Raw genomic sequence first — 23,141 nt, forward strand, 5'->3', positions numbered from 1 at the left:
CGCGCGCGGGACGCCGTCGGTCCCGTCGCCGAGCCGATCTTGGAGGGCGCTTTCGCCCGGCCGGGGCGGGTCGTGTGAAGGAGAGGTCAATGGCGGGCGAACTTACCGGTGGGGCGCGGGGGGTGCGGTGCTCTCGCGGACGACCAGCTCAGTGGCCAGTTCGACCCGGTGGGTCTCCAGGGTCTCGCCGCGGGCCATGCGGAGCAGCATCCGCGCCGCCAGCGCCCCCATCTCGGCCAGCGGCTGGCGCACGGTGGTCAGCGGCGGGGAGAACCAGCGCGACACCGACAGGTCGTCGAAGCCGACGATGCTGAGGTCCTGCGGGATGCGCAGGCCGCGCTCGCGGGCCGCCTCGCACGCGCCGTAGGCCTGCTGGTCGGAGCCGGCGAAGATGGCGGTGGGCGGGTCGGGCAGCTCCAGCAGCAGCCCGGCCTGGACGTAGCCGCTCTCGTGGTGGAAGTCGCCGTGCCGCACGAGCCCGGCGTCGGCCGGGAGCCCGGCGCTCTCCAGCGCGCCGCGGTAGCCGTCCAGCCGGGCCCGGCTGCACAGCATCCCGGAGGGGCCGCTGATGATGGCGATGCGGCGGTGGCCGAGGTCGATGAGGTGCTGGGTGGCGGCCAGCCCGCCCGCCCAGTTGGCGGCGCCGATCGAGGGGACCTCCGGGTCGGGCTCGCCGCGCGGGTCGATGACGACGTAGGGGACGTTCAGCGCACCGAGCCGGGCGTGCTGGTCGGGGGTGAGCTCGTCCAGGACCAGGATGACGCCCTCCGACCGCCGCCGCTCCAGGTTGTCCAGCCACTGCCGGGCGGGCTCGGAGCGGGCGTGGATGGCCGAGACGACGGTGCCGACGCCGGAGCCGTGCGCGACCTCCTCGGCACCGCGGATGATCTCCACCGCCCAGGGGCTGTCCAGCTCGTCGAAGACGAGGTCGACCAGCCCGGCGGGCTCGGAGCCGCGGCGCCTGGCCCGCGGGTAGGCGTGCCGGTCGAGCAGTTCCTCCACCCGGCTGCGGGTGCCGTCGGCCACGTCGGCGCGGCCGTTGAGCACCTTGGAGACCGTCGACACCGACACGCCCGCCTCCCGGGCGATCGCGGTGATCGTGACGCGCCGCCGGTCCCGTCCGCTCTGGTTCCGGTTCGTCAAGGTGGACCTCGCCTTCCTGTTGGCCGCATACTACTCCGAAAATTTTCGATGGCCGATGCGCTTTTGAAAAAGCACAATCACCGTATTGACAGGGGTTCGGGCCGATCATACTTTCCGAAATGTATCGGCAATGTTTCGAGAACATCGGCGGTCCGGGGGCGACGCCTCGGGAGGTGCGAAAGGTGTTCGACGTTTCGTTCAGAACGCGGCCGCGGCCGCTGATCGCCGCGCTGGCGGCGCTGGCGCTGGCCGCCGGCACGGCCGCGTGCGGCACCTCCGGCCCGGCCGGGGGCGGGGCCTCCGGGGAGATCCGGGCGTGGACGCTGCAGGGCGACGCCATCAACAAGGTGGAACGGGACGGCGTCGCGGCGTTCAACAGGTCCGCCGGCGCCAGGGTGCGGCTGGAGACCTTCCTCAACGACCCCTACAAGCAGAAGCTGCAGGTCGCCATGGGCGCGCCCAACGCTCCGGACGTGTTCATCAACTGGGGCGGCGGCCACCTCAAGCAGTACGTGGACGCCCGCCAGGTCGCCGACCTGACCCCGGAGTTCACCAAGGACCCGGCCTGGCTGAACAGGTTCCTCCCCGTCGTGATGAAGACCGCGCAGCTGGGCGGGCGCTACTACGGCGTCCCCGAGCGCGGCATGCAGCCGATCGTGCTGTTCTACAACAAGGACGTGTTCGCGGCCGCGGGCGCGCGGCCCCCGAAGACCTGGGACGACGTGCTCAGGCTGGTCGACACGTTCAAGGCGCGCAGGATCACCCCGTTCGCGCTGGCCGGGTCGCAGGGCTGGACCGGGCTGATGTGGCTGGAGTACCTGCTGGACCGGATCGGCGGCCCGGCCAGGTTCAAGGCGATCACCGACGGGACGCCCGGCGCCTGGCGGGACCCGGCGGTCGTCCGCGCCCTCACGATGATCCGGCAGCTGATCGACCGCGGCGCGTTCGGCACAGGCTTCGCCTCCGTCGACTACGACGTGGGCGGCGCCTCCACCCTGTTCGCCACGGGCAAGGCCGCGATGCACCTGATGGGCTCGTGGGAGTACGCGACCCAGCTCGGCCAGAACCCCGGGTTCGTCAAGAACAAGCGGATGGGCTGGGTGCCCTTCCCCACCGTCGCGGGCGGCACCGGCGACCCCCGCAACGTGGTCGGCAACCCGGCCAACTACTACTCGGTCGGCGCCGCGTCCAAGGACAGGGCGGGCGCGATCCGGTTCCTCAAGGAGTCCATGACCTCCGACGCCTACGTCAAGGGCCTCATCAGCGTGGGCGAGATCCCCGCCATCAAGGGCCTGGAGCCCACGCTGCGGACCGCGCCCGAGTCCGAGTACGCGACGTTCATCTACTCCCTGGTCGGCTCGGCGCCCGAGTTCACCCAGTCGTGGGACCAGGCGCTGACCCCGGCGGCGTCGCAGGCCCTGCTGACCAACCTGCAGAAGTTCTTCCTCGGGCAGCTCGGCCCCGAGGAGTTCACCGCCGCCATGGACAAGGTCAGATGACCAAGCGTCCGGGAGCGCTGTGGGCCGCCCCCGCGATCGCCTACTTCGCGGTGTTCGCGGTGGCGCCCATGGCGCTGGTGGCCTGTCTCAGCCTCACCACCTGGAACGGCCTCGGCGTCCCGCAGTGGGCGGGCACGGCGAACTGGGCCCGGCTGGGCGACGACGCCGCGCTGCCCGGCTCGCTGCGGCTGTCGGCGATCCTCACCGTCGCGGCCTGGTGCGTGCAGACCCCGCTCAGCCTGCTGCTCGGGGTCTGGGCGGCCGGACCCGGCCGGGGCCGGGCGGCGCTGAGCGCGGTGTTCTTCGTGCCGCTGCTGATGTCGAACGCCGCGGTCGCGCTGCTGTGGCAGTCGCTGCTGGACCCCGCCTTCGGCCTGGCCGACCTGGTCGGCCCCCTGCTGGCCGCCCGCGACGGCAACATCCTGGGCGAGCCGTCCCGGGCGCTGGCCGCCGTGGTGCTGGTGGTGTCGTGGCAGTTCGTCCCGTTCCACGTGCTGCTCTACCAGGCGGCGACCCGGCAGATCCCCGCGATGCTGTACGACGCGGCGGCCATCGACGGCGCCGGGCGGGTCCGGCGGTTCGTGTCCATCACCCTCCCCCAGCTGCGCAACACCATCGTGTCGTCCACGGTGCTGATCCTGGTGGGGTCGTTCACCTACTTCGAGACGATCCTGCTGATGACCGGGGGCGGGCCGGGCACCGCGACCCGCGTGCTGCCGCTGCACATGTACCTCACCGGGTTCTCCGCCTTCGAGATGGGGTACGCGAGCACGCTCGCGGTGCTGCTGGTCGCGGTCGGCACGACGCTGTCGATCGTCATCGTCCGCGCGACGGGCTTCGCCCGGATGCGCAGCACGCGGGAGGGCCTGTGACCCCGGCCCTGCCGCCCCGTACCCACCGGCCGCCCCGTGCCCACCGGCTGCGCCGCGCCAATCCGCTCGCCGCGCTCGGCGCGCTGGCGTGGCTGGTGGTCGTGGGGCTGCCGCTGTACTACCTGGTCGCGGTGAGCCTGCGCACCCGCGAGGACTACCTGACGGCGGGGGCGCTGTCCCCGCCGACCTCGCCCACGTTCGAGAACTACGCCACCGTCGTCGGCGGCGGCTTCGAGCGGTACCTGCTGAACACGGCCGTCGTCACGGCGGCGTCGGTGGCGCTGGTGCTGGTCCTGGCGCTCCCCGCCGCGTACGCCATCGTGCGCGGCAGCGGACGGCTGGTGCGCGCGGGCTTCTCGCTGCTGCTCCTCGGGCTGGCCATCCCCGCCCAGGCGGTGATCGTCCCGGTGTACCTGATCATCACCCGGATGCACCTGTACGACTCGCTCACCGGGATCGTGCTGCCCACGGCGGCGTTCCTGCTGCCGATGGCGGTGCTGGTCCTCACCAGCGCGCTGCGCGACATCCCCGAGGAGCTGTACGAGGCGATGGCGCTGGACGGCGGCGGCCCCGCCCGGACGCTGCGCACGCTGGTGATCCCGCTGAGCCGCCACGGCCTGGTCACCGTCGCGGTCTACGTCGCCGTCAACGCCTGGAACGGCTTCCTCTTCCCGCTGGTGCTCACCCAGTCGCAGGACCGGCGGGTGCTGACGATGGGCCTGTGGAGCCTGCAGGGCCAGTACACCTCCAACGTCCCGGCCCTGATGGCGGCGATGACGCTGTCGGTGCTGCCGGTGTTCCTCTTCTACGTGCTCGGGCGCAGGCGCCTGGTGAGCGGGCTGACCGCGGGATTCGGCAAGTGAGATCCAAGGAGACGGGCATGACCGACGACGACCGGTTCCTCCGCGTGGAGGGCAGCACGCTCGCCGACGGGACGGGCGCCCCCGTGCGCCTGAGCGGCGTGGGCCTCGGCGGGTGGATGAACATGGAGAACTTCATCACCGGCTACCCGGCGACCGAGACGCTGATGCGGCGGGCGGTGCGCGGCGTGCTGGGCGAGGAGCGGTACCGCCGCTTCTTCGACCGCCTCCTCACCGCCTTCTTCAACGAGGACGACGCGGCCCTCCTCGCCTCGCTCGGCGTCAACTGCGTGCGGATACCGCTGAACTACCGGCACTTCGAGGACGACCTCGCCCCCTTCAAGATCATCGAGGACGGGTTCCGGCACCTGGACCGGGTGGTCGGCGACTGCGCGCGGCACGGCGTCTACACCGTGCTGGACCTGCACGCCGCGCCCGGCTCGCAGAACCACCACTGGCACAGCGACAACCCCACGCACGAGCCCGCGTTCTGGCAGCACGCCCACTTCCAGGACCGGCTCGTCCACCTGTGGCGGGCCATCGCCGACCGCTACGCCGGGAACCCGTGGGTGGCGGGCTACAACCTGCTCAACGAGCCCGCCGATCCCACCGGCGAGATCATCGGCCCGTTCTACGCCCGGCTGGTGGAGGCGGTCCGGGAGGCCGACCCCCGCCACACGATCTTCCTGGACGGCAACACCTACTCCACCCGGTTCGACATGTTCGGGGAGCCGGCGGAGAACGCCGTCTACACCTGCCACGACTACGCGCTCGCCGGTTTCGTGTACGGCGGCCCCTACCCGGGCCGCACCGAAGGCGAATGGGTGGACCGCGACCAACTGGAGGACAAGTTCCTGGAGCGGACCGCCTACCAGCGCCGCACCGGAACCCCTGTCTGGGTGGGCGAGTTCGGCCCCGTCTACACCGGCGACCCCGAACGGGACGCGCAGCGCTACCAGATCCTGCGGGACCAGCTCGACATCTACGACGCCCACGGCGCGGGCTGGTCGCTGTGGACGTACAAGGACGTCGGGCTCCAGGGAATGGTGCACGCCCACCCGGACAGCCCCTACATGCGGCGGTTCGGGGAGTTCCAGGCGAAGAAGGACCGGATCGGCGCCGATCACTGGGGGTCGACCGGCGAGGGCGTGCGGCATCTGACCGAGCCCCTCCACACCTTCATGGCCGAGGAGTTCCCCGGGTTCGACCCCTACCCGTTCGGGCGGCGCAAGTTCACCGACGACCTGGTCCGCCACCTGCTGTTCGCGCAGCCGCTGACCGTGGAGTACGCGGAGCTGTTCCGCGGCCTGGACGAGGGCGGGCTGGACGCGCTGGCCGACTCGTTCGCCCTCGCCGCCTGCGCACGCCGCGAACCGCTGGTCTCGATCCTGGCCGAGCGGCTCGGCGGCTGACCCGCCCGGACGGCCGCCGCCCGGCGACCGGTCACGTGACTGATGCTCCGCGGGCCGCCCCGCCCGTAGCTTCCGGTACGACGCCGTACGACGCCGTACGACGAAGCGACCCGAGGAGCACGACGTGACCGGTCCGGCCGGAACCACCGAGCAGCAGCACCCCGACATCTCCCGCGCCGACGCGGGCGCCGTCCTGATCGACCAGTGGGACGTGGGGACCCGCGAGCGGCAGCGGGCGGGCGCCGCCGCCCTCGCGCGGCTCTGGCGCTCCGCTCCCCTCCCCGGCGGCTGCCTGTCCCGGAATCTGTACGTGAGCGACGACGGTACGGCGGTCCTGGCGTACGAGCAGTGGCGGAGCCACGAGGCGTACCGCCGGTTCGCCGAGACCGGCCGCCCGCCGCTGACCGGGGAGGTCGCGCCGGGCGTCGAGCGCCGCGAGCCCGCCGCGTACCGCCTGTACCGCACCGGTCTCACCGCGCGGGGGCGCACGCCCGGCAGCATCGTGATCATCCGGTTCGACACCCGGGACGAGCGGGCCGCCCGCGCCCTGGTGGACGGCCTGATCGAGGAGTTCGCCGGCGCCGACCTGCCCGGGGGCGGCCTCGCCTCGCACTTCCACATCGCGGTGGACGGCTCCCGGATGCTCAACTACGCCGAGTTCACGGACGCGGCCTCACACGAGGCGGTGATCGAGGCGTCCACCCGGGGCGGCAACCGGCTGGGCTCCCTGATCGCCCGGATGGACGGGGTGACACCGCTCGGTTTCCGGCGCTACACGCTGCACACGGGCGTCCCGGGGGCGCCGGTTTGACCTTGACGCAACGTCAACGTTTCTAATGAAGGCATGCGGATCGGCGAGATCGCGGCGCTGGTCGGGGTGTCCACCCGTACCGTCCGCCACTACCACCATCTGGGCCTGCTGCCCGAGCCCGAGCGGCGGGCCAACGGCTACCGGGACTACCGGCTGCGGGACGCGGTCGCCCTGGCCCGCGTCCGCCGCCTGACGGAGCTGGGGCTGTCACTGGACGAGATCCGCGACGTGCTGGCCGACGACCAGGGCAAGGAGCTGCGCGAGGTGCTTCTGGAGCTGGACGCCGACCTGGCCAGGCAGCAGGAGGCCATCGCCGCCCGCCGGGCCCGGCTGGCGGCACTGCTGTCGGAGGCGGACCTGCACCCCGAGTCGACGGTGTCGCCGGACCTGGCGGCGGTGCTGGACGCGCTGCCGCACGGCGGGTCGGAGTTCGCCGAGTTCGACCGCCAGGTGATCGCGCTGATCGAGACCGGGGTCGACGAGGCGGCCCGGGCCGAGTTCCTGGAGATGTTCCGGCCCTTCACCGAGCCCGCGGCGGTCGAGCGCGGCGAGGACCTCTACCGGCGGCTGGACGAGCTGACCGGCGTCCCGCCCGACGATCCCCGCATCGCCGAGCTGGCGGCCGACCTCGCCGATCACATCCCGGCCGAGATGGCGGCCGTGATGGTCGACAGCCTGGCGCCGCCGGGCGGGGGCGCGCCCGGCGCCGAACAGGTCCAGGGCGCCGAATGGCTGGACACGCTGCTGGGCGAGCTGCCGCCCGCCCAGCTCGCGGTGTTCCGGCGGATGGTGGCCCTCCTCATGGAGAGACGGTGACAACGTGTTGGTGAAGATCGCGCGTGCCGCGCTACTGGCCGTGTTCCCCGCCGAGCTGACGCTGGTCGTCCTGCTGCTGTCGGGGGCCGATGTCCCCGCCGGGCTGATCCTGGCGGCCGAGGCCGCCGTGCCGGCGGTGCTGGCCCTGGAGCTCACGGTGGCCTGCCGGGTGTTCGCCGCCGCCCGCCGGGACGGGGCCGACCGCCGGGCGGCGCTGCGCGAGGTCCGCGACCGGCTCGTCCCCCGGCAGGTCCTCCGGCTGGCCGGCTTCGAGCTGAAGGGCAACCACAGCCTGCTGCTGTGGGCGGCCCGCCGCCGGTCGGGCGTTCCCGAGGGCGCCGTCGAGGTCTCCTACGCGCGCGAGCAGACCTTCACCCAGTCGCTGTGGCTCTTCGCGATGACGGTGGAGCTGGTGGGCTTCGAGATCCTGCTGCGCGGGCTCGGCGTGCCGGACTGGCTGCGGATCCTGGTCCTGGTGGTGGACGTGTACGGACTGCTGATGGCGCTGGGGATGTGGGCGGCCTGCGTCACCCGCCCGCACGTGGTCACCCGCGACGAGCTGCGGCTGCGCTCCGGCGCGTACTTCGACGCGCGGATTCCGCGGGACCGGATCGCCGCGGTCCGCTCCGTCCGCAACCTCAACGAGACCGGCCTCATCCGCGTCGAGGACGGCACCGCCGCCGTGGTGGTCGCCTCGCGGACCAACCTGGTCGTCGAACTGACCGAGCCGGTCACCATCGTCCGGCCGATGGGCGCCCGCGCCGAGGTCCGCGCGATCCGGTTCTTCGCCGACGACCCCGCCGCCGCGCTGACCGCCCTCCGCACGTCCCCCGCCCCCGCTCCCTCCCCCGAGCTCGCCCTCGAACCGTGACGACCGCGTAGTCTTCCGATCATGAACCACCCGCCGCCCGTGCCCGCCGTGCCTTCCGGCCATCCGGATCGGCTCCGCTGGAACGCCAAGTACGAGGCCGCCCCGCGGCCCTCGTTCAAGGCCCACCCGGCGGCGGCGCGGGCGCTGGCCGTGCCGCCCCCGGACGGCCCGGTCCTCGACCTGGCCTGCGGCCCGTCGGGCTGCGCCCTGCTGGCCGCCGGGTCCGGCCGCGAGGTGACGGCGGTGGACGTCTCCGAGACCGCCCTGGACCTGCTCGGCGAGGAGGCCGGGCGGCGCGGGCGGCGCGACCTGATCACCCTCGTCCACGCGGACCTGGCCGTGTGGACGCCGCCGCCGCGCGCCTTCGCGCTGGTGGTGTGCACCGGCTTCTGGGACCGGAGGGTGTTCGGACCGGCCGCCGAGGCGGTGATGGACGGCGGGCTCCTGGCCTGGGAGGCGTTCACCTCCGACGCCCGCCGCGAGCGCCCGTCGCTGCCCGCCGAATGGTGCCTGCTCCCCGGCGAGCCCGCGACGCACCTGCCCGGCCCGTTCGTCGTCCTCGACCAGCGGAACGTCCCGGACGAGCCGGGTGCTCCCAGGCGGCGGCTGCTGGCCCGGCGCGGCGGGTCCGGGTGAGATCCGAGTGAAACCGGCGAATCACGGTAAGGGAGCAGGGACGAAGATCCTGCCATGACACCCGCACGACACCCGAAGGAAGGGGGCCGGTGATGGCCCGCACCATCGCGACGAACCAGACCGTGGGGCTGCCCGAACTGCTGGAGTTCGTCCGGCCTCGGCACCGCGCGCTGCTGCTCACCGCCCGCGCCGACGGGCGCCCGCAGGGCTCGCCGGTGACCTGCGGCGTGGACGACGCCGGCCGGGTGGTCGTCTCCACCTATCCCGAGCGCGCCAAGGTCCGCAACGCCCGGCGCGACCCCAGGGTCAGCGTGATCGTCCTGTCCGACGAGTGGAACGGGCCGTGGGTCCAGATCGACGGCCGGGCCGAGGTGATCGACGCGCCCGAGTCGGTGGAGCCGCTCGTGGAGTACTTCCGCAACATCTCCGGCGAGCATCCCGACTGGGACGAGTACCGCGCGGCGATGGTCGAGCAGGGCAAGTCGCTGATCCGGATCAGCCCGGAGGGCTGGGGCCCCATCGCGACGGGCGGTTTCCCGGCCCGGCTCGCCACCGAGGACTGAGCGCCGTGCGAGCGATCAGCCAGGACGTCCTGGGCGGCGTCGAGGTGCTCAAGGAGATCGACCTGCCGCGCCCCGACCCCGGGCCCACCGAGGTCCTGGTCCGCGTGCACGCGGCGGGCGTCAACCCGACCGACTGGAAGCACCGGGCGTACGGGCTTTTCCTGGGGCAGCCGCCGTTCGTGCTGGGCTGGGAGCTGTCGGGCGTGGTGGAGGAGACCGGCCTGGGCGTGACCCTGCACAAGCCGGGCGACGCGGTGTTCGGGATGCTGAAGTACCCGCAGGGGGCCGGGGCGCACGCCGAGTACGTCTCCGCCCCGTCCCGCTACTTCGTCCCCAAGCCCGAGAACCTCGACCACATACAGGCCGCGGCGCTGCCGCTGGCGGGGCTGACCGCCTGGCAGGCGCTGGTCGACACCGCGGGCCTGGAGGCCGGGCAGCGCGTGCTGATCCACGCGGCCGCGGGCGGGGTCGGGCACCTGGCGGTGCAGATCGCCAAGGCCCGCGGCGCGTACGTGATCGGCACCGCCAGCGAGCCCAAGCACGCCCTGCTGCGCGGGCTGGGCGCGGACGAGCTGATCGACTACCGCACCACCGACTTCGCCGAGGCGGTCCGGGACGTGGACGTGGTGCTGGACACCATCGGCGGCGAGTACGGCCCGCGGTCGGTGCGGACGCTGCGCCCGGGCGGCGTGATCGTCACCATCACCCCGCGCGACGTGCGGATCGGTGACGCACCCGGCGTCCGCAGCGAGGTGCTGCTGGTCGAGCCCGACCAGCAGGGCATGAAGGAGCTGGCGGCGCTGGCCGGGGCGGGACGGCTGCGCGCCCAACTCGACACGGTGGTGCCCCTGGAGGAGGCCGCCAGGGCGCACGAGCGCGGCGAGACGAACCGGACCACCGGGAAGATCGTCCTGTCCGTCGTCCACCGGCCTCGATGAACCGAGCCCGGCCTCAGTTCTGCGGGCGCCAGGGGGACTCGGGCCGGGTGGGCCGCGGCGCGGCGGCCACCCGCAGCGCGTAGGTGGGCGTCTCGCCGTACGGCGGCGGAACGGTCCCGAGGTACTCGTGCCCGGTCATGTGGCACCAGGCGGCCAGGTCGAGCGGTGCGGCCGGGTCGCTGGCCATCAGGTGGACGACCGTCCCGGCGGCCATCTCGGCCAGCCGGCCGCGCAGTTCCAGCAGCAGCCGCACGCAGGAGCGGTCGCCGCCGTCGATCACGACCGGCCCGGCGTCGACGCCCGTGTCACCACCCGCGTCGCCCTCCGCCATGCGCCTCGCCCCCTGCCGTTGAGCGCCTCTGCCGGTCGATCATAAACCCGTTTGGCACGGGCCCGCGGGCGCGCTAAAGTGCCTCCCGCTTCTTTTCGAGGCAGGCGCCCGCACCATGCCTGAGGGTCGCAACGAACCGGAGTTCCTCCGGGGCGGGATCCGGAGTCCGCCGCCTCCCCTTCTTTCCTGCCGACACCTTCCCGCCGACACCGCGACCCGAAAGCCGAGGCCGTCCTGCCATGGCCGATTCCTCCGGCGCGCCCGCCGACCCTGCCCTCGACCACGCCGAGCCCGAGATCCGGGCCGAGCGCGCGTACCTGGCGACCGCCCGCGCCGCGCTGCACCGGATGCACCACGACGTCGTCACCACCGAGACCCAGCTGACCGCCGCCGCCGAGGACAACGACAACTACGCCGAGCGGCTGTTCCAGAAGCGCGCCCGCGAGCTGCGCGCCCTGCTGCTGGTCGACCTGCCCGACGTGCCGCTGTTCTTCGGCCGCCTCGACTTCGACCCCGGCGCCGCCCACCCGGGCTCGACCGGCGCCGAGCGGCTCTACATCGGGCGGCGGCACGTCCACGACGGCGCCGGGGACCCGCTGGTCATCGACTGGCGGGCGCCGATCTCCACCGCGTTCTACCGCGCCACCCGCGACGACCGGCAGGGCGTGCGGCTGCGCCGCCGGTACGGGTTCTCCGGCGCCGCCGAGCTCACCGCCTACGAGGACGAGCCGCTGGCCGGCCCCGGCGTGGACGGTGACCGGGCCGGGGCGTTCCTGGCCGCCGAGATCGAACGCCCCCGCTCCGGGCCGATGCGCGACATCGTCGCCACCATCCAGCCCGAGCAGGACGACCTGGTCCGCGCCCCGCTGGAGCGGACCGTCTGCGTGCAGGGCGCCCCCGGCACCGGCAAGACCGCCGTCGGGCTGCACCGCGTCGCCTACCTCCTCTACACCGAGCGCGACCGGCTCGGCCGCACGGGCATCGCCGTCGTCGGGCCGAACCGCTCGTTCCTGTCCTACATCCGGCGGGTGCTCCCGGCGCTGGGCGAGGTCAACGTCACCCAGACCACCGTCGAGGAGCTGATCGGCCGCGGCCCCGCGCACCACCGCGAGGACCCGGCGGTCGCCCGCCTCAAGGGCGACGCCCGGATGGCGGAGGTGCTGCACCGCGCGCTGTGGTCGCACGTCACCCGGCCCGCCGAGGGGCTGGTGTACGCCAAGGGCGTCTACCGGCACCGGGTGGCCGACCACGAGGTCAGCGAGATCGTCGCCGGGCTGCGCGGCGCCATGCGGTACGGCCCGGGCCGCGCGGCCGCCGCCAAGCGGATCGCCCACGCGGTCCTGGTGCAGATGGAGCGGCGGGGGGAGTCGCCCGACGACCGCACCCACAACGCCGTCGCCCGTTCCAAGCCCGTCCGGCAGCTGCTCGACGCGGTGTGGCCGAAGGTCACGCCCGAGCAGGTGCTGTTCCGGCTGCTGTCGGACGCGGAGTTCCTCGCCAGGTCCGCCCGGCGCGACCTCACGCAGGAGGAGCAGGAGCTGCTGCTGTGGCGCAGGCCGCCCAGGTCGTGGCGCTCGGCGAAGTGGTCGGACGCCGACACCGCGCTGCTGGACGAGCTCTCCGACCTCGTCGAGCGCACCGCCTCGATCGGCCACATCGTCCTCGACGAGGCCCAGGACCTCAGCCCCATGCAGTGCCGCGCCGTCGGGCGGCGCTGCGCCACCGGCTCGATGACGGTGCTCGGCGACATCGCGCAGGGCACCGCCCCGTCGGCGGTCGGCGACTGGGCGGCGCTGCTGCGCCACCTCGGCAAACCGGACGCCCGGCTGGAGACGCTGGAGCGCGGCTACCGCGTCCCGGCGCAGATCATCGACTTCGCGGCGCGGCTGCTCCCCGAGATCGCCCCGGGGCTGGGCGCCCCCACCTCGGCCCGCCGCTCCCCCGGCGCGCTGCGCGTCGCCGCCGCAGCGCCCGAGGGGCTGCCGGACGCGGTGGCCGCGACCTGCCGCGAGCACCTGAAGGGCGAGGGGTCGATCGGCGTCATCACCGCCGACGCCGCCCTGCCCGCGCTGCACCAGAGGCTGCTGGCGGAGGGCCTGGAGGCGGCGTCGCTGGAAGAGAACGAGAACGCGATGGAGGACGCGCGGCTGGTGTGCGTCCCGGCGACCCTGGCCAAGGGCCTGGAGTTCGACACGGTCGTCCTCGTCGAACCGGCCGGGATCGTGAACGCGGAGCCGCGCGGGCTGCACCGCCTGTACGTCGCGCTCACCCGCGCCGTCAGCGCGCTGCACGTGCTGCACGCCGCGCCGCTGCCCGCCGCCCTCCGCGAGGCCGCCTGAGCGCGGCCGGGCGGGAGGATCAGCGGGAGACCTCGAACACCCGGAGCACCCGGTCGGGGGTGGCGAAGACCTGGCGCCACCCCGGCCGGTTCCCGCTGGTGTCGCCCCACGTCCTGCGCGCCTCCATCTTGCAGTACGGGCAGACCTTCCCCCGCTCGGTGTCGTAGAACACCACGAGGTCGCCGGCGGCCGGGCCGGGCTTCCCCGGGCGGGACACGAGGATCTCGGCCCGCCACGCCTCGCCCCCGAACGGCCCGCTGCGGTAGACGGCCAGGATCCGGCGCGTGTCGGGGTCGGTCCACACGCGGCGGTACGTGCCGTCGCGGTCGTGCATCCAGCCCCGGAACGCCTCCATCTGCGTGGCGCCGCCGGCCCTGGTCTGCGGTGTCGCCCACCAGCCGCTCGCCGCGACCCCGGAGACCACGGCCGCCGCGGCGAGGACGGCCACGGCGGGCAGCACGACCCGTACGCGCCCCCGGTCCGGAAGGCGGGCGGCCAGGAGCATCGCCAGCAGCCACAGCGCCGCCAAGCCGCCGAGCACGAACGCGGGGAAGATCGGGAACCAGTAGCGGATGAGCTGGAGCCTCAGCTTGGGGGCGCTCGGGTCGATCACTCCGCCGAGCAGCGTCAGCGGCACCCAGAACAGCGCGCACAGCGCCGCGGGCAGGACCAGCCGGCGCGGCCAGGCCAGCGCGCCCAGCAGGGTGGCGCCGATCATCGCGACCAGCAGGCCGCCCTCGGGGTAGTGGTCCCGCAGCGTGTTGGGCAGGCGCAGGACGTACATCATCCGGGGCTTGTCCCGGTACGTCGAGGCGATCTCGGGACGGGACGGGCCGCTGCCGTGCCCGGTGATCGCCAGCAGCCGGGCCAGCGGATCGCCGTACAGCCGCCAGCACAGCAGCAGCTCGGTCACGCCCAGCACGACGATCGGCGCCGCCGTCCACGCCAGCCCGGCCAGGCCCGCCCGGCGCCACAGCAGCACCGGGATGACGGGCCAGAGGAAGACGATGAACTCGCGGGTCATGTACGACCAGCCGAGCAGCGCCCCGAGCCCCACCAGCACCCAGACGCTCGGCGGATCGTCCCGTTTGCGGACGGCGACCGCGATCGCGAGCGCGCAGGTGAACAGCCCGACCGCCAGCACGTCGGGCAGCAGGTCGGTCGAGTCGTTGAAGACCGGCGTGGCCGCGACCACGGCCACGCCCGCCGCGACGCCGACCGGCCGGGAGAACAGCAGCGTCCCCAGCGCGTAGGTGCCGAGCAGCAGGGACAGCGTCGCCAGCACCGGCACGACCGCGTACGCCGCCTGGGAGTACCCGAACACCTTCACCGCGAGGGCGGCCGGGACGACCAGGCCGAACCGCGTGAGCTGGTGCGTCTCCGTCCCCTCGGTGACGGGGTCGGGGAACCGGCGCGCGGCCAGCATGTAGTTGAGCTGGTCCGACGGGGCCGGGACGCGCAGGTGGGCCAGCAGCACCACCAGCCAGGCCAGGCCCAGCAGCCCGGGGACCAGCCAGGCCCGCGCCGCCCGGCCGCGGCGACCGGCCGGGGCGGCGTCCTCTTCCTTGGTCGATGTCGCTCCGAGGCTGGCGATCACGGCGCTAACCTGCCAGTCCGCGGCCGCGGAGCGGGTGCCGACACGGTAAACGCCCGGTGAATTCGGGCCCGGGACCGGGCGTGACGTCACCCTCGGGACGCTTGGCTCCTCCCGGCCGCCGAGCGGTGCAGCAGGACCGACACCGCCGCGGCCACGGCGGCGAAGGCGCCCAGGGTCAGGCAGACCGCGCGCAAGGCGCCGGTGAAGGCCGCGCCCTCCAGGTGCCCGCCGCTCAGGGCGGCCAGCAGCGCGCCGACCACCGCGAGCATGACGGTCTCGGTGACGAGCCGGGCGGTGTTGAACATGCCCGAGGCGGTCCCGGCCCGCTCGGGCGGGACGCCGCCGATCGCCATCCCGTCCAGCACGCCGTTCGACACCCCCACGGCCGCGCCGAGCAGGACGAACGGCGCGAGGAGGCGGGCGGGCGTGGCGTCCGGTCCGATGGTGGCCAGCAGCAGCACGCCGGCGCCGGCGACCGCGACCGGCCCGGCCACCAGGACCGGGGCGGGCAGCCGGCGGGCCAGCGCCGCACCGGCCGCCGGCAGCAGCACGGTCGGGACGGTGAGCATGAGCAGCCAGGCGCCGGCCGTCCCGGCGTCCAGGCCGACCACGGTGATCAGGTACGAGGGCAGGTACACCACCAGCGGCACCAGCACGCCCATCAGCGCGCCCGCCGCGGCGGCCAGGGCCAGGAAGGGGCGCTCGGCCAGCAGGTCCAGCGCGAACATCGGGTCGGGGCGGCGCCGCTCGATCCGGACGAGCGCGACGGCCATGGCCGACGCGGCGGCGAACGCGGCGACGACCAGCGGGTGCCCGAAGCCGAGCGCGGGCCCCTCGTCCAGCGCGAAGATCAGGACCAGCAGCGCCCCGGTGAACAGGGCCGCGCCGGGCCGGTCGACCGTCCGTCCCGGCTCTCCGGGGACGGGCGGCAGCGCGCGGACCAGCGCCAGGGCGGCCGCGGCGAAGCCGGCCGGGACGGCCAGGACGGCGCGCCAGCCCAGCGCGTCCACCAGCACGCCGCCAAGGGTGGGCCCGAACGCCAGCCCGACGCCGAGCACGGTCCCGACCAGCCCGAACGCGCGGGCGCGGGCCCGGGGGTCCTGGAAGGTGGCGGCCAGCAGCGCCGACCCGCCCGTGGTGGCCGCGGCGGCGCCGATCCCGGCGGCGGCGCGGGCCAGGTCGAGCACCACGATGTGCTGGGCCAGGGCGCCGGCGACGCCGCCGCCGCAGAACAGCGCCAGGCCCCAGGCGAAGATCCGGCGCCGTCCGAAGACGTCGGCGAGCGAGCCGGTGAGCAGCAGGAAGCCCGCGTAGCAGGCGTTGTAGCCGTTGACGACCCACTGGGCGGCGGGCAGCCCGGCGTCCAGGTCGGCCCGGATGCCGGGCAGGGCGACCGAGGCGCCGGTGATCGTCAGCGGGATGGTCAGCATCGACGCCAGCACGACGCCCAGGACGAGCAGCCGCCGGGCGGTGGAACGAGCAAAGGAAGGGGAGAGTGTGTCGGACACGGAACGCTCCGCGGATCGATGGCGGAGCCGGGCAGCGCTGAGCGCCGCACCGGCGCTGGAGCTGATGCGGCGAAGCGTGGAGCCGTGGGTTACCCGGGGTGCACGCCGCCGCTACGGGCGGCGTGATCATTCGACTCGGGCATGATCGCCATCATAGTCGACACGGGCCTATATGCCTCGGATATGCGCCCCCTGTTCACCCCTCGAGAGTGATTTGTCTTTTTCGCCGGGCATACCCTACGATTCCGCTGAACTTAGGCATGCCTTACCTATGTGATAGGTGGCCTGCCCTCTTTGAAGTGAAGGTGGCGGCGGGTGGGCGGGATGCGCGGCAGGCGGCTCGCCGTGGTGGCGGGGTGCGCCGTACTCCTGGTGGCGGCGACGCTGGCCAGCCTGGCCGTGGGCAGCCGCGGCATCGCCCCCGGACACGTCCTGGACGCGCTGCTGCGCCCCGACGGCGGCGAGGAGAGCACGATCGTCCGGTCGATGCGGGTGCCGCGCACCGTCACCGGGCTGGCGGTCGGCGCCGGGCTGGCGCTGGCCGGGGTGCTGATGCAGGCCCTGACCCGCAACCCCCTCGCCGATCCCCGGCTGATGGGCGTCACGTCCGGCGCGTCCCTGGGGGTCGTCGTCGCGATCAGCGTGTTCGGGCTGACGACGCTGCCCGCCTTCGTGTGGTTCGGCATCGTCGGCGCCGCCGTGGCCGGTGCGTTCGTCTATGTGCTGGCGGCCCGCGCGCGGGACGGGGCGTCGCCGGTCACGCTGGCTCTCGCGGGCACCGCCCTGGACGCCTCGCTCACCGGCGTCGTCGTCGGAGTGCTCACCGTCGACGCGCAGACCTTCGACACCTACCGGTTCTGGGCCGTCGGCTCGCTGGCCGGGCGGCCCCCCGAGGTCGCCCTGTGGATGCTGCCCTTCCTGGCCGCCGGGACGGTGCTGGCCTTCGGCGCGGCGCGCGGGCTGGACGCGCTCGCTCTCGGCGACGACGTGGCGCGCGGCCTGGGCCGCAACGTCGGCCGGGTCCGGCTGCTGGCCGCGGTGGCCGCCGTCGTGCTCACCGGCGCGGCGGTCGCCGCCGCCGGTCCGATCGGGTTCGTCGGGCTGGCGGTGCCGCACCTGGCGCGCGGCCTGGTCGGCGCCGACCACCGCTGGGTACTGGGCGTCTCGCTGCTGCTCGGGCCCGCGCTGCTGCTGGCCGCCGACGTGCTCGGCCGCCTGATCGTGCCGCCCGCCGAGGTCCGCGCCGGTGTCGTCACCGCGCTGCTGGGCGCCCCGTTCCTCATCCTGCTGGTCCGCCGCGGACGGACGGTGACCGCGTGAAGACCGCTCATCCCGTCGCGGGCCATGTGGTCGTGGGCCGCGGGCCGGTGGCGTTCGTGGTGCGGCGCCGCCCGGTCGTCGCCGGCGCCGTGCTCGCGGTGCTGACCGGCGTCGCCGTGGTCGTCTCCCTGGGCGTGGGCAGCACGTTCGTCCCGCCGGGCGATGTCGTGCGCGCGCTGGCGGGGGACGGGCCGTTCGTCGTCGTCGTGCAGGACCTGCGGCTGCCGAGGATCGCGGTCGGGCTGGCGGTCGGGCTGCTGCTCGGCCTGGCCGGCGCGCTGCTGCAGTCGATCAGCCGCAACCCGCTCGCCAGCCCGGACGTGGTGGGCGTCACCCAGGGCGCGGGGCTCGTCGCCACCCTCGGGATGAGCGCGGGCATGGGCGCGGTCTGGCTGGGACCGGCCGCGCTGGTCGGCGGCCTGGCCGCGGCCGCGGTCGTGTTCGCGCTGTCCTGGCGGTACGGGCTGGCCGCGAACCGGTTCGTGCTGTGCGGGATGGCCGTCGCGCTGGCGCTGCGGGCGCTGACCGAGGTGATCATCGTCGACGCCGACCCGATCGAGGGGCAGCAGGCGCGGATCTGGCTGGCGGGCAACCTGGGCGGGCTCGGCTACGCCGAGGCCCGCGCGCTGCTGATCCCGCTGCTCCTGCTCGCGCCCCTGCTGCTGTGGGCGGGACGGGCCCTGGACACCGCGGCCCTCGACGACGAGGTGGCCCGCGGGCTGGGCGTCCGGGTCGTGCGGCGGCGGGTCGCGCTCGGCGCCGTCGCGGTGGTGCTGGCCGCCCTGGCCACCTCGCAGGCGGGCGCCGTCGACTTCGTCGCGCTCGCCGCGCCGCAGCTCGCCCGCCGCCTCGTCCGCGCCGAACGTCCCCCGCTGGCCTGCGCCGCGCTCACCGGCGCGCTGCTCACCGTCGTGGCCGACCTGGTCGCCAGGACGGCGTTCGCGCCGATCCAGCTGCCGGTCGGGGTGCTCACCGCGGCGCTCGGCGGGCCCTACCTGCTGTGGCTGCTCGTACGGAGGAAGAAGGCATGACCACCGAGGAGAAGGCGCGTCCCCCGGTGCGGCTGACCGCGCGCGGGCTCAGCGTCGGCTACGGCAACCGCCTCGTCATCGAGGACCTGGACCTGGAGCTGCCCGGCGGCGCGTTCACCGTGATCGCCGGGCCCAACGCCTGCGGGAAGTCGACGCTGCTGCGCACGCTGGCCCGGCTGCTGGAGCCGCGCGGCGGCAGCGCCCTCATCGACGGCGCCGACGTGCACGCGCTGCCCTCCCGCGAGCTGGCCCGCCGCCTGGGCGTCCTGCCGCAGAGCCCGGTCACCCCCGAGGGGCTGAGCGTGGCCGACCTGGTGGCGCGCGGCCGCCAGCCCCACCAGCGGTGGTTCCGGCAGTGGAGCACGGCCGACACCGACGCCGTGGAGCGGGCGCTGAGCCTGACCGGGCTGGACGAGCTGCGCGACCGCCCGGTGGACGCGCTGTCGGGCGGCCAGCGGCAGCGGGTGTGGATCGCCATGACGCTCGCCCAGGACACCGACGCGCTGCTCCTCGACGAACCCACCACGTTCCTCGACCTGGCCCACCAGGTGGAGGTCCTCGACCTGCTGCGGCGGCTCAACCGCGGGGGCCGGACGGTCGTGGCGGTGCTGCACGACCTCAACCAGGCCTGCCGGTACGCCGACCACCTGGTGGTGATGAAGGCGGGCCGGGTCGTCGCCCAGGGCCCGCCCGGCGAGGTCATGGACGCCGACCGCCTCGAGGACGTGTTCGGCCTGGGCGGCGTGGTCGTCCCGTGCCCGGTGACAGGGGCCCCGCTGGTCATTCCGAACGCGCCGGCCTGACCGGTCCGTGGGGGGCGTCCCGCAGTGAGAACGCCCCCCGACAACATTCGCCCCCACAGAAAGCAGGTGGCACACGTGAAGTTCCTTGGACTCGGCCGGAGGCTGGGTGCGGCGGTCGCCGGTGTGATGGCGGCCGGACTCGTTCTGACCGCCTGCGGAAGCGGCGACGCCGAGTCGTCGGGCCCCACCCGCACCGTCAAGCACGCCATGGGCGAGACGAAGGTGCCCGAGAGCCCCCGGCGCGTCGTGGTCCTCGACACCGACAAGCTCGACACCCTGAAGTCCCTCGGCCTGACCCCGGTCGGCAGCGTGCTGCCGGGCGAGGCGGGCGGCATGCCCAAGTACCTCGGCGGCGAGTTCGCCAAGGTCAAGGTCGTGGGAACGACCCAGCAGCCGGACGTCGAGGCGATCGCCTCGCTGCGGCCCGACCTGATCCTGGGCTCGAAGTTCCGCCAGGAGAAGTTCTACGGCGAGCTGTCGAAGATCGCCCCGACCGTTTTCACCGAGCTGGTCGGGATCACCTGGAAGCAGAACTTCCTGCTGGACGCCGAGGCCGTCGGCAAGAAGGCCGAGGGGCAGCAGAAGCTGCAGGCCTACGAGGCGCGCGCCAAGGAACTGGGCAGGTCGCTCGGCGATCCCGCGCGGCTCAAGGTCAGCGTGATCCGGTTCATGCCCGACGAGCTCCGCCAGTACGGGCCGGACTCCTTCTCCGGCATCGTGCTGCGCGACGTCGGGGCCGGCCGTCCCAAGCTGCAACTGCTGGAGGACAAGAGCGACAAGCGGATGGCCCCGCTCAGCCCGGAGCGCATCGCCGACGCCGACGGCGACATCGTCTTCGTCGCGGCCTACGGGGAGAAGGCCGCGCAGGAGCAGGCCAAGGTCACGGCCGGGCCGCTGTGGCAGAAGCTGGGCGCGGTCAAGGCCGGGCGCGCCCATGTGGTCGACGACGAGATCTGGATGACCGGCATCGGCGTCACCGCCGCCGGGAAGCTCCTGGACGACCTGCAGAAGTACCTCACGCCGCTGGCCGAGAAGTAAGGCACCGCCGAACGAGAGGCGCCGTCTCCCCTGGACATGGGGGGCGGCGCCTCCGGCGTTCGCCAGGTCTCAGCCGGCGCGGTCGGCGAGGCTTCTGGGGCGCAGGTCGGTCCAGTTCAGCCGGACGTACTCCAGGCAGCGCTCGCGCTCCTCCGGCCCGTACACGGTGGTCCATCCGGCGGGCACGTCGGCGAACTCGGGCCACAGCGAGTGCTGGTTCTCCTCGTTCACCAGGACGAGGAACCGGCCGTCGGTGTCGTCGAAGGGGTTGGTCATCGGTCAGGCCTCCTGGGCGACGCGGGCGCTGCGCCCGGCGATGGAACGGACGATGTCCCCGGTGCGGACCGCGATCATCGACAGCAGCGACGAGGCGATCCCGTGCGTGTGCTCGGTGGCCCCCTGCAGGTACACCGCCCAGCCGCACTCGGGTCCGGTGGCGAGCCGGTAGTCGCGCTCGACCACCAGGCCGCCGCCGGGCGCGGTCCGGCAGTGCTCGGCGGCCTCGCCGAGCAGGTCGAGCGGGCTGCGCTCGCGGTATCCGGTGGCGCAGACCAGCGCGTCGGCCTCCAGCGCGGTCACCTCCCCGGACGGCAGGAAGCACACCTTGAGGTCCACGGCGCCGTCCCCGGCCCGGACGTCCAGGACCCGGGACACGTTCATGATCCGCAGCCGTTCGGTTCCGGCGACCTTCTCGGCGTACGCGCGCCGGTACAACTCGTCGATGAGGTCGAGGTCGACGACGGAGTAGTTGGTGTTGCGGGAGTAGTCGAACAGCATCCGCTTCACGTCGTCGGGCGCCTGGTAGTAGTGGTCGACGGCCTGCGGGTCGAAGATCCGGTTGGCGAAGGCGCTGTCGTCGGCCGGCGAGTACCCGTACCGGGTGAAGACCGCGCAGACCTCCGTGCGGGGGTAGCGGCCGTGCAGGTGCTCGACGGCCTCGGCGGCGCTCTGCCCGGCGCCCAGCACCACCAGCCGGCGCGGCTCGCCCTCGCGGGCGTCCAGCTCCTCCAGGCGGGTGAGGAGGTCCTCGGTGTGCCAGATCCGCTCGCCCTGCCGCACGCCGTCGGGCAGCACCGGCTCCAGCCCGGCCCCGATGACGAGGTTGCGGGCCAGGCAGGTGTGCAGCTCGTCGTCGTGCCGCACCACCACCTCGAGGGTGTCGGCGTCGTGCGGGCGGACCGCGACCACCTCCGCCCCGTACCGCACCATGCCGGAGAACGAGGCGGCCACCCACTCCAGGTAGTCGTGGAACTCCAGCCGCGTCGGGAACATCGTCTTGTGGTTGATGAAGTCGACCAGGCGGTCCCGGGAGTGCAGGTAGGACACGAAGGAGTACCGGCTGGTCGGGTTGCGCAGGGTCACCAGGTCCTTCAGGAAGTTCACCTGCATCGTGGCGCCCTCGATGAGCATGCCGCGGTGCCACCCGAAGGCAGGCTGCTTCTCGAAGAAGACCGCGTCCACGCCGGAGCCGTACTCCTCCTCCAGAGCCACGGCCAGGGCCAGATTGGAGGGTCCGAAACCGATGCCCACAACGTCATGGACGGGTGTCGCCATGTGCGCCTCTCACTCAATAGTCGTGCGGGGGGCCAAAGTCGTACGGGGCCAGGGAACGGGCCCCTCCGCGGCCGCCGGCCCCGGATGCCGCGGAGGGGCGGGCGGTCAGCCCGTCTTCTCCGCCTTGGCGGCCTGGGCGATCTTCGGCACGATCTGGTCGACCACGTAGGGGACCGACAACGCGGTGGGGGTGCGCAGCGGCCAGAACGCCTTGAGGTCGAGCGCCACGTACGCGCCCCGCTTGACCACGCCGAGGTCGGCGAAGACCTTGTTGCCCTCGATCTTCTTCTGCGTGGCCGGGTCGTCGTTGTAGTGGCTGATCAGGACGTCCACGTCCAGGACCGAGACCTTCTCCATGCTCAGCTCGGCGGCGAAGCCCTCGCCGGGCAGCGTGGCGAGGGTGTCGGGCAGCTTCATGCCGAACTGCTCCAGCATCTTGACGCTGGTGTCGTCCTTGGACTTCATCACGGCGATGTTCCCGGAGGGCATGACGCTGGTGAACGCGAAGCCCTTGCCGTTCAGCTCGGGGTGCGCCGTCTTGACCGAGCCGATCTTGGCCTCGACGTCGGCGACCAGCTTGTCGCCCTCGGCCTTGAGCCCGACGGCCTGCGCGACCTGCCGGGTGATGTCCTGCCAGGAGTCCTCGGCCGGGCCCGTCTGGTACGCGGTGGTCGGCGCCAGCTCCTTGAGCTTGGCGTACTCCTTGTCGATCGTGAAGTCGCCGCCGGCCAGGATCAGGTCGGGGCGCAGCTTGGCGATCTCCTCCAGGTTGAACCCGGACTCCGCCGGCTTCAGCAGCGTGGGCTTGGTCCCGGTGACCTTGGACGCGGTCCAGGGGGCCAGGCCGTCGGGCTGGACGCCGGTCAGCTCGGTCATCCCGACCGGCTGGACGCCCAGGGCGAGCAGGGCGTCCTGGTCGACCTCGCCGAGCGCGACGATCCGCTCCGGCTTCTTCTCGATCGTGGCGGTGCCGAGCTTGTGGGTGAGGGTGACGGGGTACGCGCCCCCGGACCCGCCACCGGCGGAGGTCTCCGCGGGCTCGTCGTCGCCGCAGGCGGCCACGAGGCCGAGGCTCAGCAGCAGAGCCCCGGCCGCGGCCAGGCGGCGCATGGTGGAGCCTCTTCTATCGCGGGGCATGGGGGGTCTCCCCTCCACAAGGATTCGGCGCATGGGGGTCGTCCTTCCTGACAGTGGGGTAA

Annotated in this window: 22 protein-coding genes; 15 read left to right on the forward strand and 7 right to left on the reverse strand. The window is 73.7% G+C overall.

All coding sequences use genetic code 11. The features are described 5' to 3' along the window. Positions 1 to 102: 102 nt before the first annotated feature. The gene (locus ACFPZN_RS29385) at positions 103 to 1,143 is read right to left on the reverse strand and encodes a LacI family DNA-binding transcriptional regulator (protein ID WP_378285482.1); all 1,041 of its coding nucleotides are present in this window, start codon (positions 1,141 to 1,143) and stop codon (positions 103 to 105) included. Positions 1,144 to 1,325: 182 nt separating this feature from the next. Between ACFPZN_RS29385 and ACFPZN_RS29390 the strand changes: the two genes are divergently transcribed. The 10 genes from ACFPZN_RS29390 (at position 1,326) to ACFPZN_RS29435 (ending at position 10,421) form a co-directional block, all read left to right on the forward strand. Beyond that, positions 1,326 to 2,642: an extracellular solute-binding protein gene (locus ACFPZN_RS29390; protein WP_378285483.1), complete on the forward strand. Its 1,317-nt coding sequence runs from the start codon at positions 1,326 to 1,328 to the stop codon at positions 2,640 to 2,642. Next, positions 2,639 to 3,514: a carbohydrate ABC transporter permease gene (locus tag ACFPZN_RS29395; protein ID WP_378285484.1), complete on the forward strand. Its 876-nt coding sequence runs from the start codon at positions 2,639 to 2,641 to the stop codon at positions 3,512 to 3,514. Before ACFPZN_RS29390 ends, ACFPZN_RS29395 begins: the two co-directional genes overlap by 4 nt. Beyond that, the gene (locus tag ACFPZN_RS29400; protein WP_378285485.1) at positions 3,511 to 4,377 is read left to right on the forward strand and encodes a carbohydrate ABC transporter permease; all 867 of its coding nucleotides are present in this window, start codon (positions 3,511 to 3,513) and stop codon (positions 4,375 to 4,377) included. The genes ACFPZN_RS29395 and ACFPZN_RS29400 overlap by 4 nt, the downstream gene beginning before the upstream one ends. 17 nt (positions 4,378 to 4,394) lie before the next feature. Next, the gene (locus ACFPZN_RS29405) at positions 4,395 to 5,786 is read left to right on the forward strand and encodes a glycoside hydrolase family 5 protein (protein WP_378285486.1); all 1,392 of its coding nucleotides are present in this window, start codon (positions 4,395 to 4,397) and stop codon (positions 5,784 to 5,786) included. Between the two features lie 124 nt (positions 5,787 to 5,910). Beyond that, positions 5,911 to 6,597: a hypothetical protein gene (locus ACFPZN_RS29410; protein ID WP_378285487.1), complete on the forward strand. Its 687-nt coding sequence runs from the start codon at positions 5,911 to 5,913 to the stop codon at positions 6,595 to 6,597. A gap of 33 nt (positions 6,598 to 6,630) precedes the next feature. After that, on the forward strand, positions 6,631 to 7,413 hold the full coding sequence (locus ACFPZN_RS29415) for a MerR family transcriptional regulator (protein WP_378285488.1): 783 nt from the start codon (positions 6,631 to 6,633) through the stop codon (positions 7,411 to 7,413). Between the two features lie 10 nt (positions 7,414 to 7,423). Beyond that, a complete protein-coding gene (locus ACFPZN_RS29420; RefSeq protein WP_378285489.1) occupies positions 7,424 to 8,284 on the forward strand; it encodes a hypothetical protein in 861 nt (286 codons plus the stop codon). A gap of 21 nt (positions 8,285 to 8,305) precedes the next feature. After that, positions 8,306 to 8,920, forward strand: a complete 615-nt coding sequence (locus ACFPZN_RS29425) for a methyltransferase domain-containing protein (RefSeq protein WP_378285490.1) — start codon at positions 8,306 to 8,308, stop codon at positions 8,918 to 8,920. 92 nt (positions 8,921 to 9,012) lie between these two features. Next, positions 9,013 to 9,483: a PPOX class F420-dependent oxidoreductase gene (locus ACFPZN_RS29430; protein WP_378285491.1), complete on the forward strand. Its 471-nt coding sequence runs from the start codon at positions 9,013 to 9,015 to the stop codon at positions 9,481 to 9,483. A gap of 5 nt (positions 9,484 to 9,488) precedes the next feature. Beyond that, positions 9,489 to 10,421, forward strand: a complete 933-nt coding sequence (locus tag ACFPZN_RS29435; RefSeq protein ID WP_378285492.1) for an NADP-dependent oxidoreductase — start codon at positions 9,489 to 9,491, stop codon at positions 10,419 to 10,421. Between the two features lie 13 nt (positions 10,422 to 10,434). Here the strand turns inward: ACFPZN_RS29435 and ACFPZN_RS29440 are convergent, their stop codons facing one another. After that, a complete protein-coding gene (locus ACFPZN_RS29440) occupies positions 10,435 to 10,752 on the reverse strand; it encodes a sulfurtransferase TusA family protein (RefSeq protein ID WP_378285493.1) in 318 nt (105 codons plus the stop codon). Positions 10,753 to 10,991: 239 nt separating this feature from the next. Here ACFPZN_RS29440 and ACFPZN_RS29445 point away from each other — a divergent pair, with 239 nt between their 5' ends. Then, entirely contained in the window at positions 10,992 to 13,091 is a 2,100-nt protein-coding gene (locus ACFPZN_RS29445) for a HelD family protein (RefSeq protein WP_378285494.1), read from the forward strand. Between the two features lie 19 nt (positions 13,092 to 13,110). On the opposite strand, the gene ACFPZN_RS29450 is transcribed toward ACFPZN_RS29445, so the two are convergent. Then, entirely contained in the window at positions 13,111 to 14,688 is a 1,578-nt protein-coding gene (locus ACFPZN_RS29450; protein ID WP_378285495.1) for a glycosyltransferase family 39 protein, read from the reverse strand. Positions 14,689 to 14,774: 86 nt separating this feature from the next. Beyond that, on the reverse strand, positions 14,775 to 16,196 hold the full coding sequence (locus ACFPZN_RS29455) for an MFS transporter (protein ID WP_378285496.1): 1,422 nt from the start codon (positions 16,194 to 16,196) through the stop codon (positions 14,775 to 14,777). 324 nt (positions 16,197 to 16,520) lie between these two features. On the opposite strand from ACFPZN_RS29455, the gene ACFPZN_RS29460 reads away from it, so the two are divergent. The 4 genes from ACFPZN_RS29460 (at position 16,521) to ACFPZN_RS29475 (ending at position 20,388) form a co-directional block, all read left to right on the forward strand. After that, a complete protein-coding gene (locus ACFPZN_RS29460) occupies positions 16,521 to 17,516 on the forward strand; it encodes a FecCD family ABC transporter permease (protein WP_378285509.1) in 996 nt (331 codons plus the stop codon). Next, a complete protein-coding gene (locus ACFPZN_RS29465; RefSeq protein WP_378285497.1) occupies positions 17,513 to 18,547 on the forward strand; it encodes a FecCD family ABC transporter permease in 1,035 nt (344 codons plus the stop codon). Before ACFPZN_RS29460 ends, ACFPZN_RS29465 begins: the two co-directional genes overlap by 4 nt. Continuing rightward, positions 18,544 to 19,350, forward strand: a complete 807-nt coding sequence (locus ACFPZN_RS29470) for an ABC transporter ATP-binding protein (RefSeq protein WP_378285498.1) — start codon at positions 18,544 to 18,546, stop codon at positions 19,348 to 19,350. Before ACFPZN_RS29465 ends, ACFPZN_RS29470 begins: the two co-directional genes overlap by 4 nt. 75 nt (positions 19,351 to 19,425) lie before the next feature. Beyond that, positions 19,426 to 20,388, forward strand: a complete 963-nt coding sequence (locus ACFPZN_RS29475) for an ABC transporter substrate-binding protein (protein ID WP_378285499.1) — start codon at positions 19,426 to 19,428, stop codon at positions 20,386 to 20,388. Between the two features lie 69 nt (positions 20,389 to 20,457). Here ACFPZN_RS29475 and ACFPZN_RS29480 read toward each other — a convergent pair whose 3' ends face one another. From ACFPZN_RS29480 to ACFPZN_RS29490, 3 genes are all read right to left on the reverse strand, one after another. Continuing rightward, entirely contained in the window at positions 20,458 to 20,664 is a 207-nt protein-coding gene (locus ACFPZN_RS29480; RefSeq protein WP_378285500.1) for an MbtH family protein, read from the reverse strand. Positions 20,665 to 20,667: 3 nt separating this feature from the next. Beyond that, positions 20,668 to 21,942 (reverse strand): lysine N(6)-hydroxylase/L-ornithine N(5)-oxygenase family protein, encoded by a 1,275-nt coding sequence (locus ACFPZN_RS29485; protein ID WP_378285501.1) that lies wholly within the window; start codon positions 21,940 to 21,942, stop codon positions 20,668 to 20,670. A 105-nt stretch (positions 21,943 to 22,047) separates the two neighbouring features. Further along, positions 22,048 to 23,079 carry an iron-siderophore ABC transporter substrate-binding protein gene (locus tag ACFPZN_RS29490; RefSeq protein ID WP_378285502.1) on the reverse strand — a complete coding sequence of 344 codons (1,032 nt, stop codon included), beginning with the start codon at positions 23,077 to 23,079 and terminating at the stop codon, positions 22,048 to 22,050. Positions 23,080 to 23,141 lie beyond the last annotated feature (62 nt).

Origin of the sequence: Actinomadura rugatobispora (assembly GCF_042656285.1) — a bacterium.
Lineage (GTDB): Bacteria > Actinomycetota > Actinomycetes > Streptosporangiales > Streptosporangiaceae > Spirillospora > Spirillospora rugatobispora.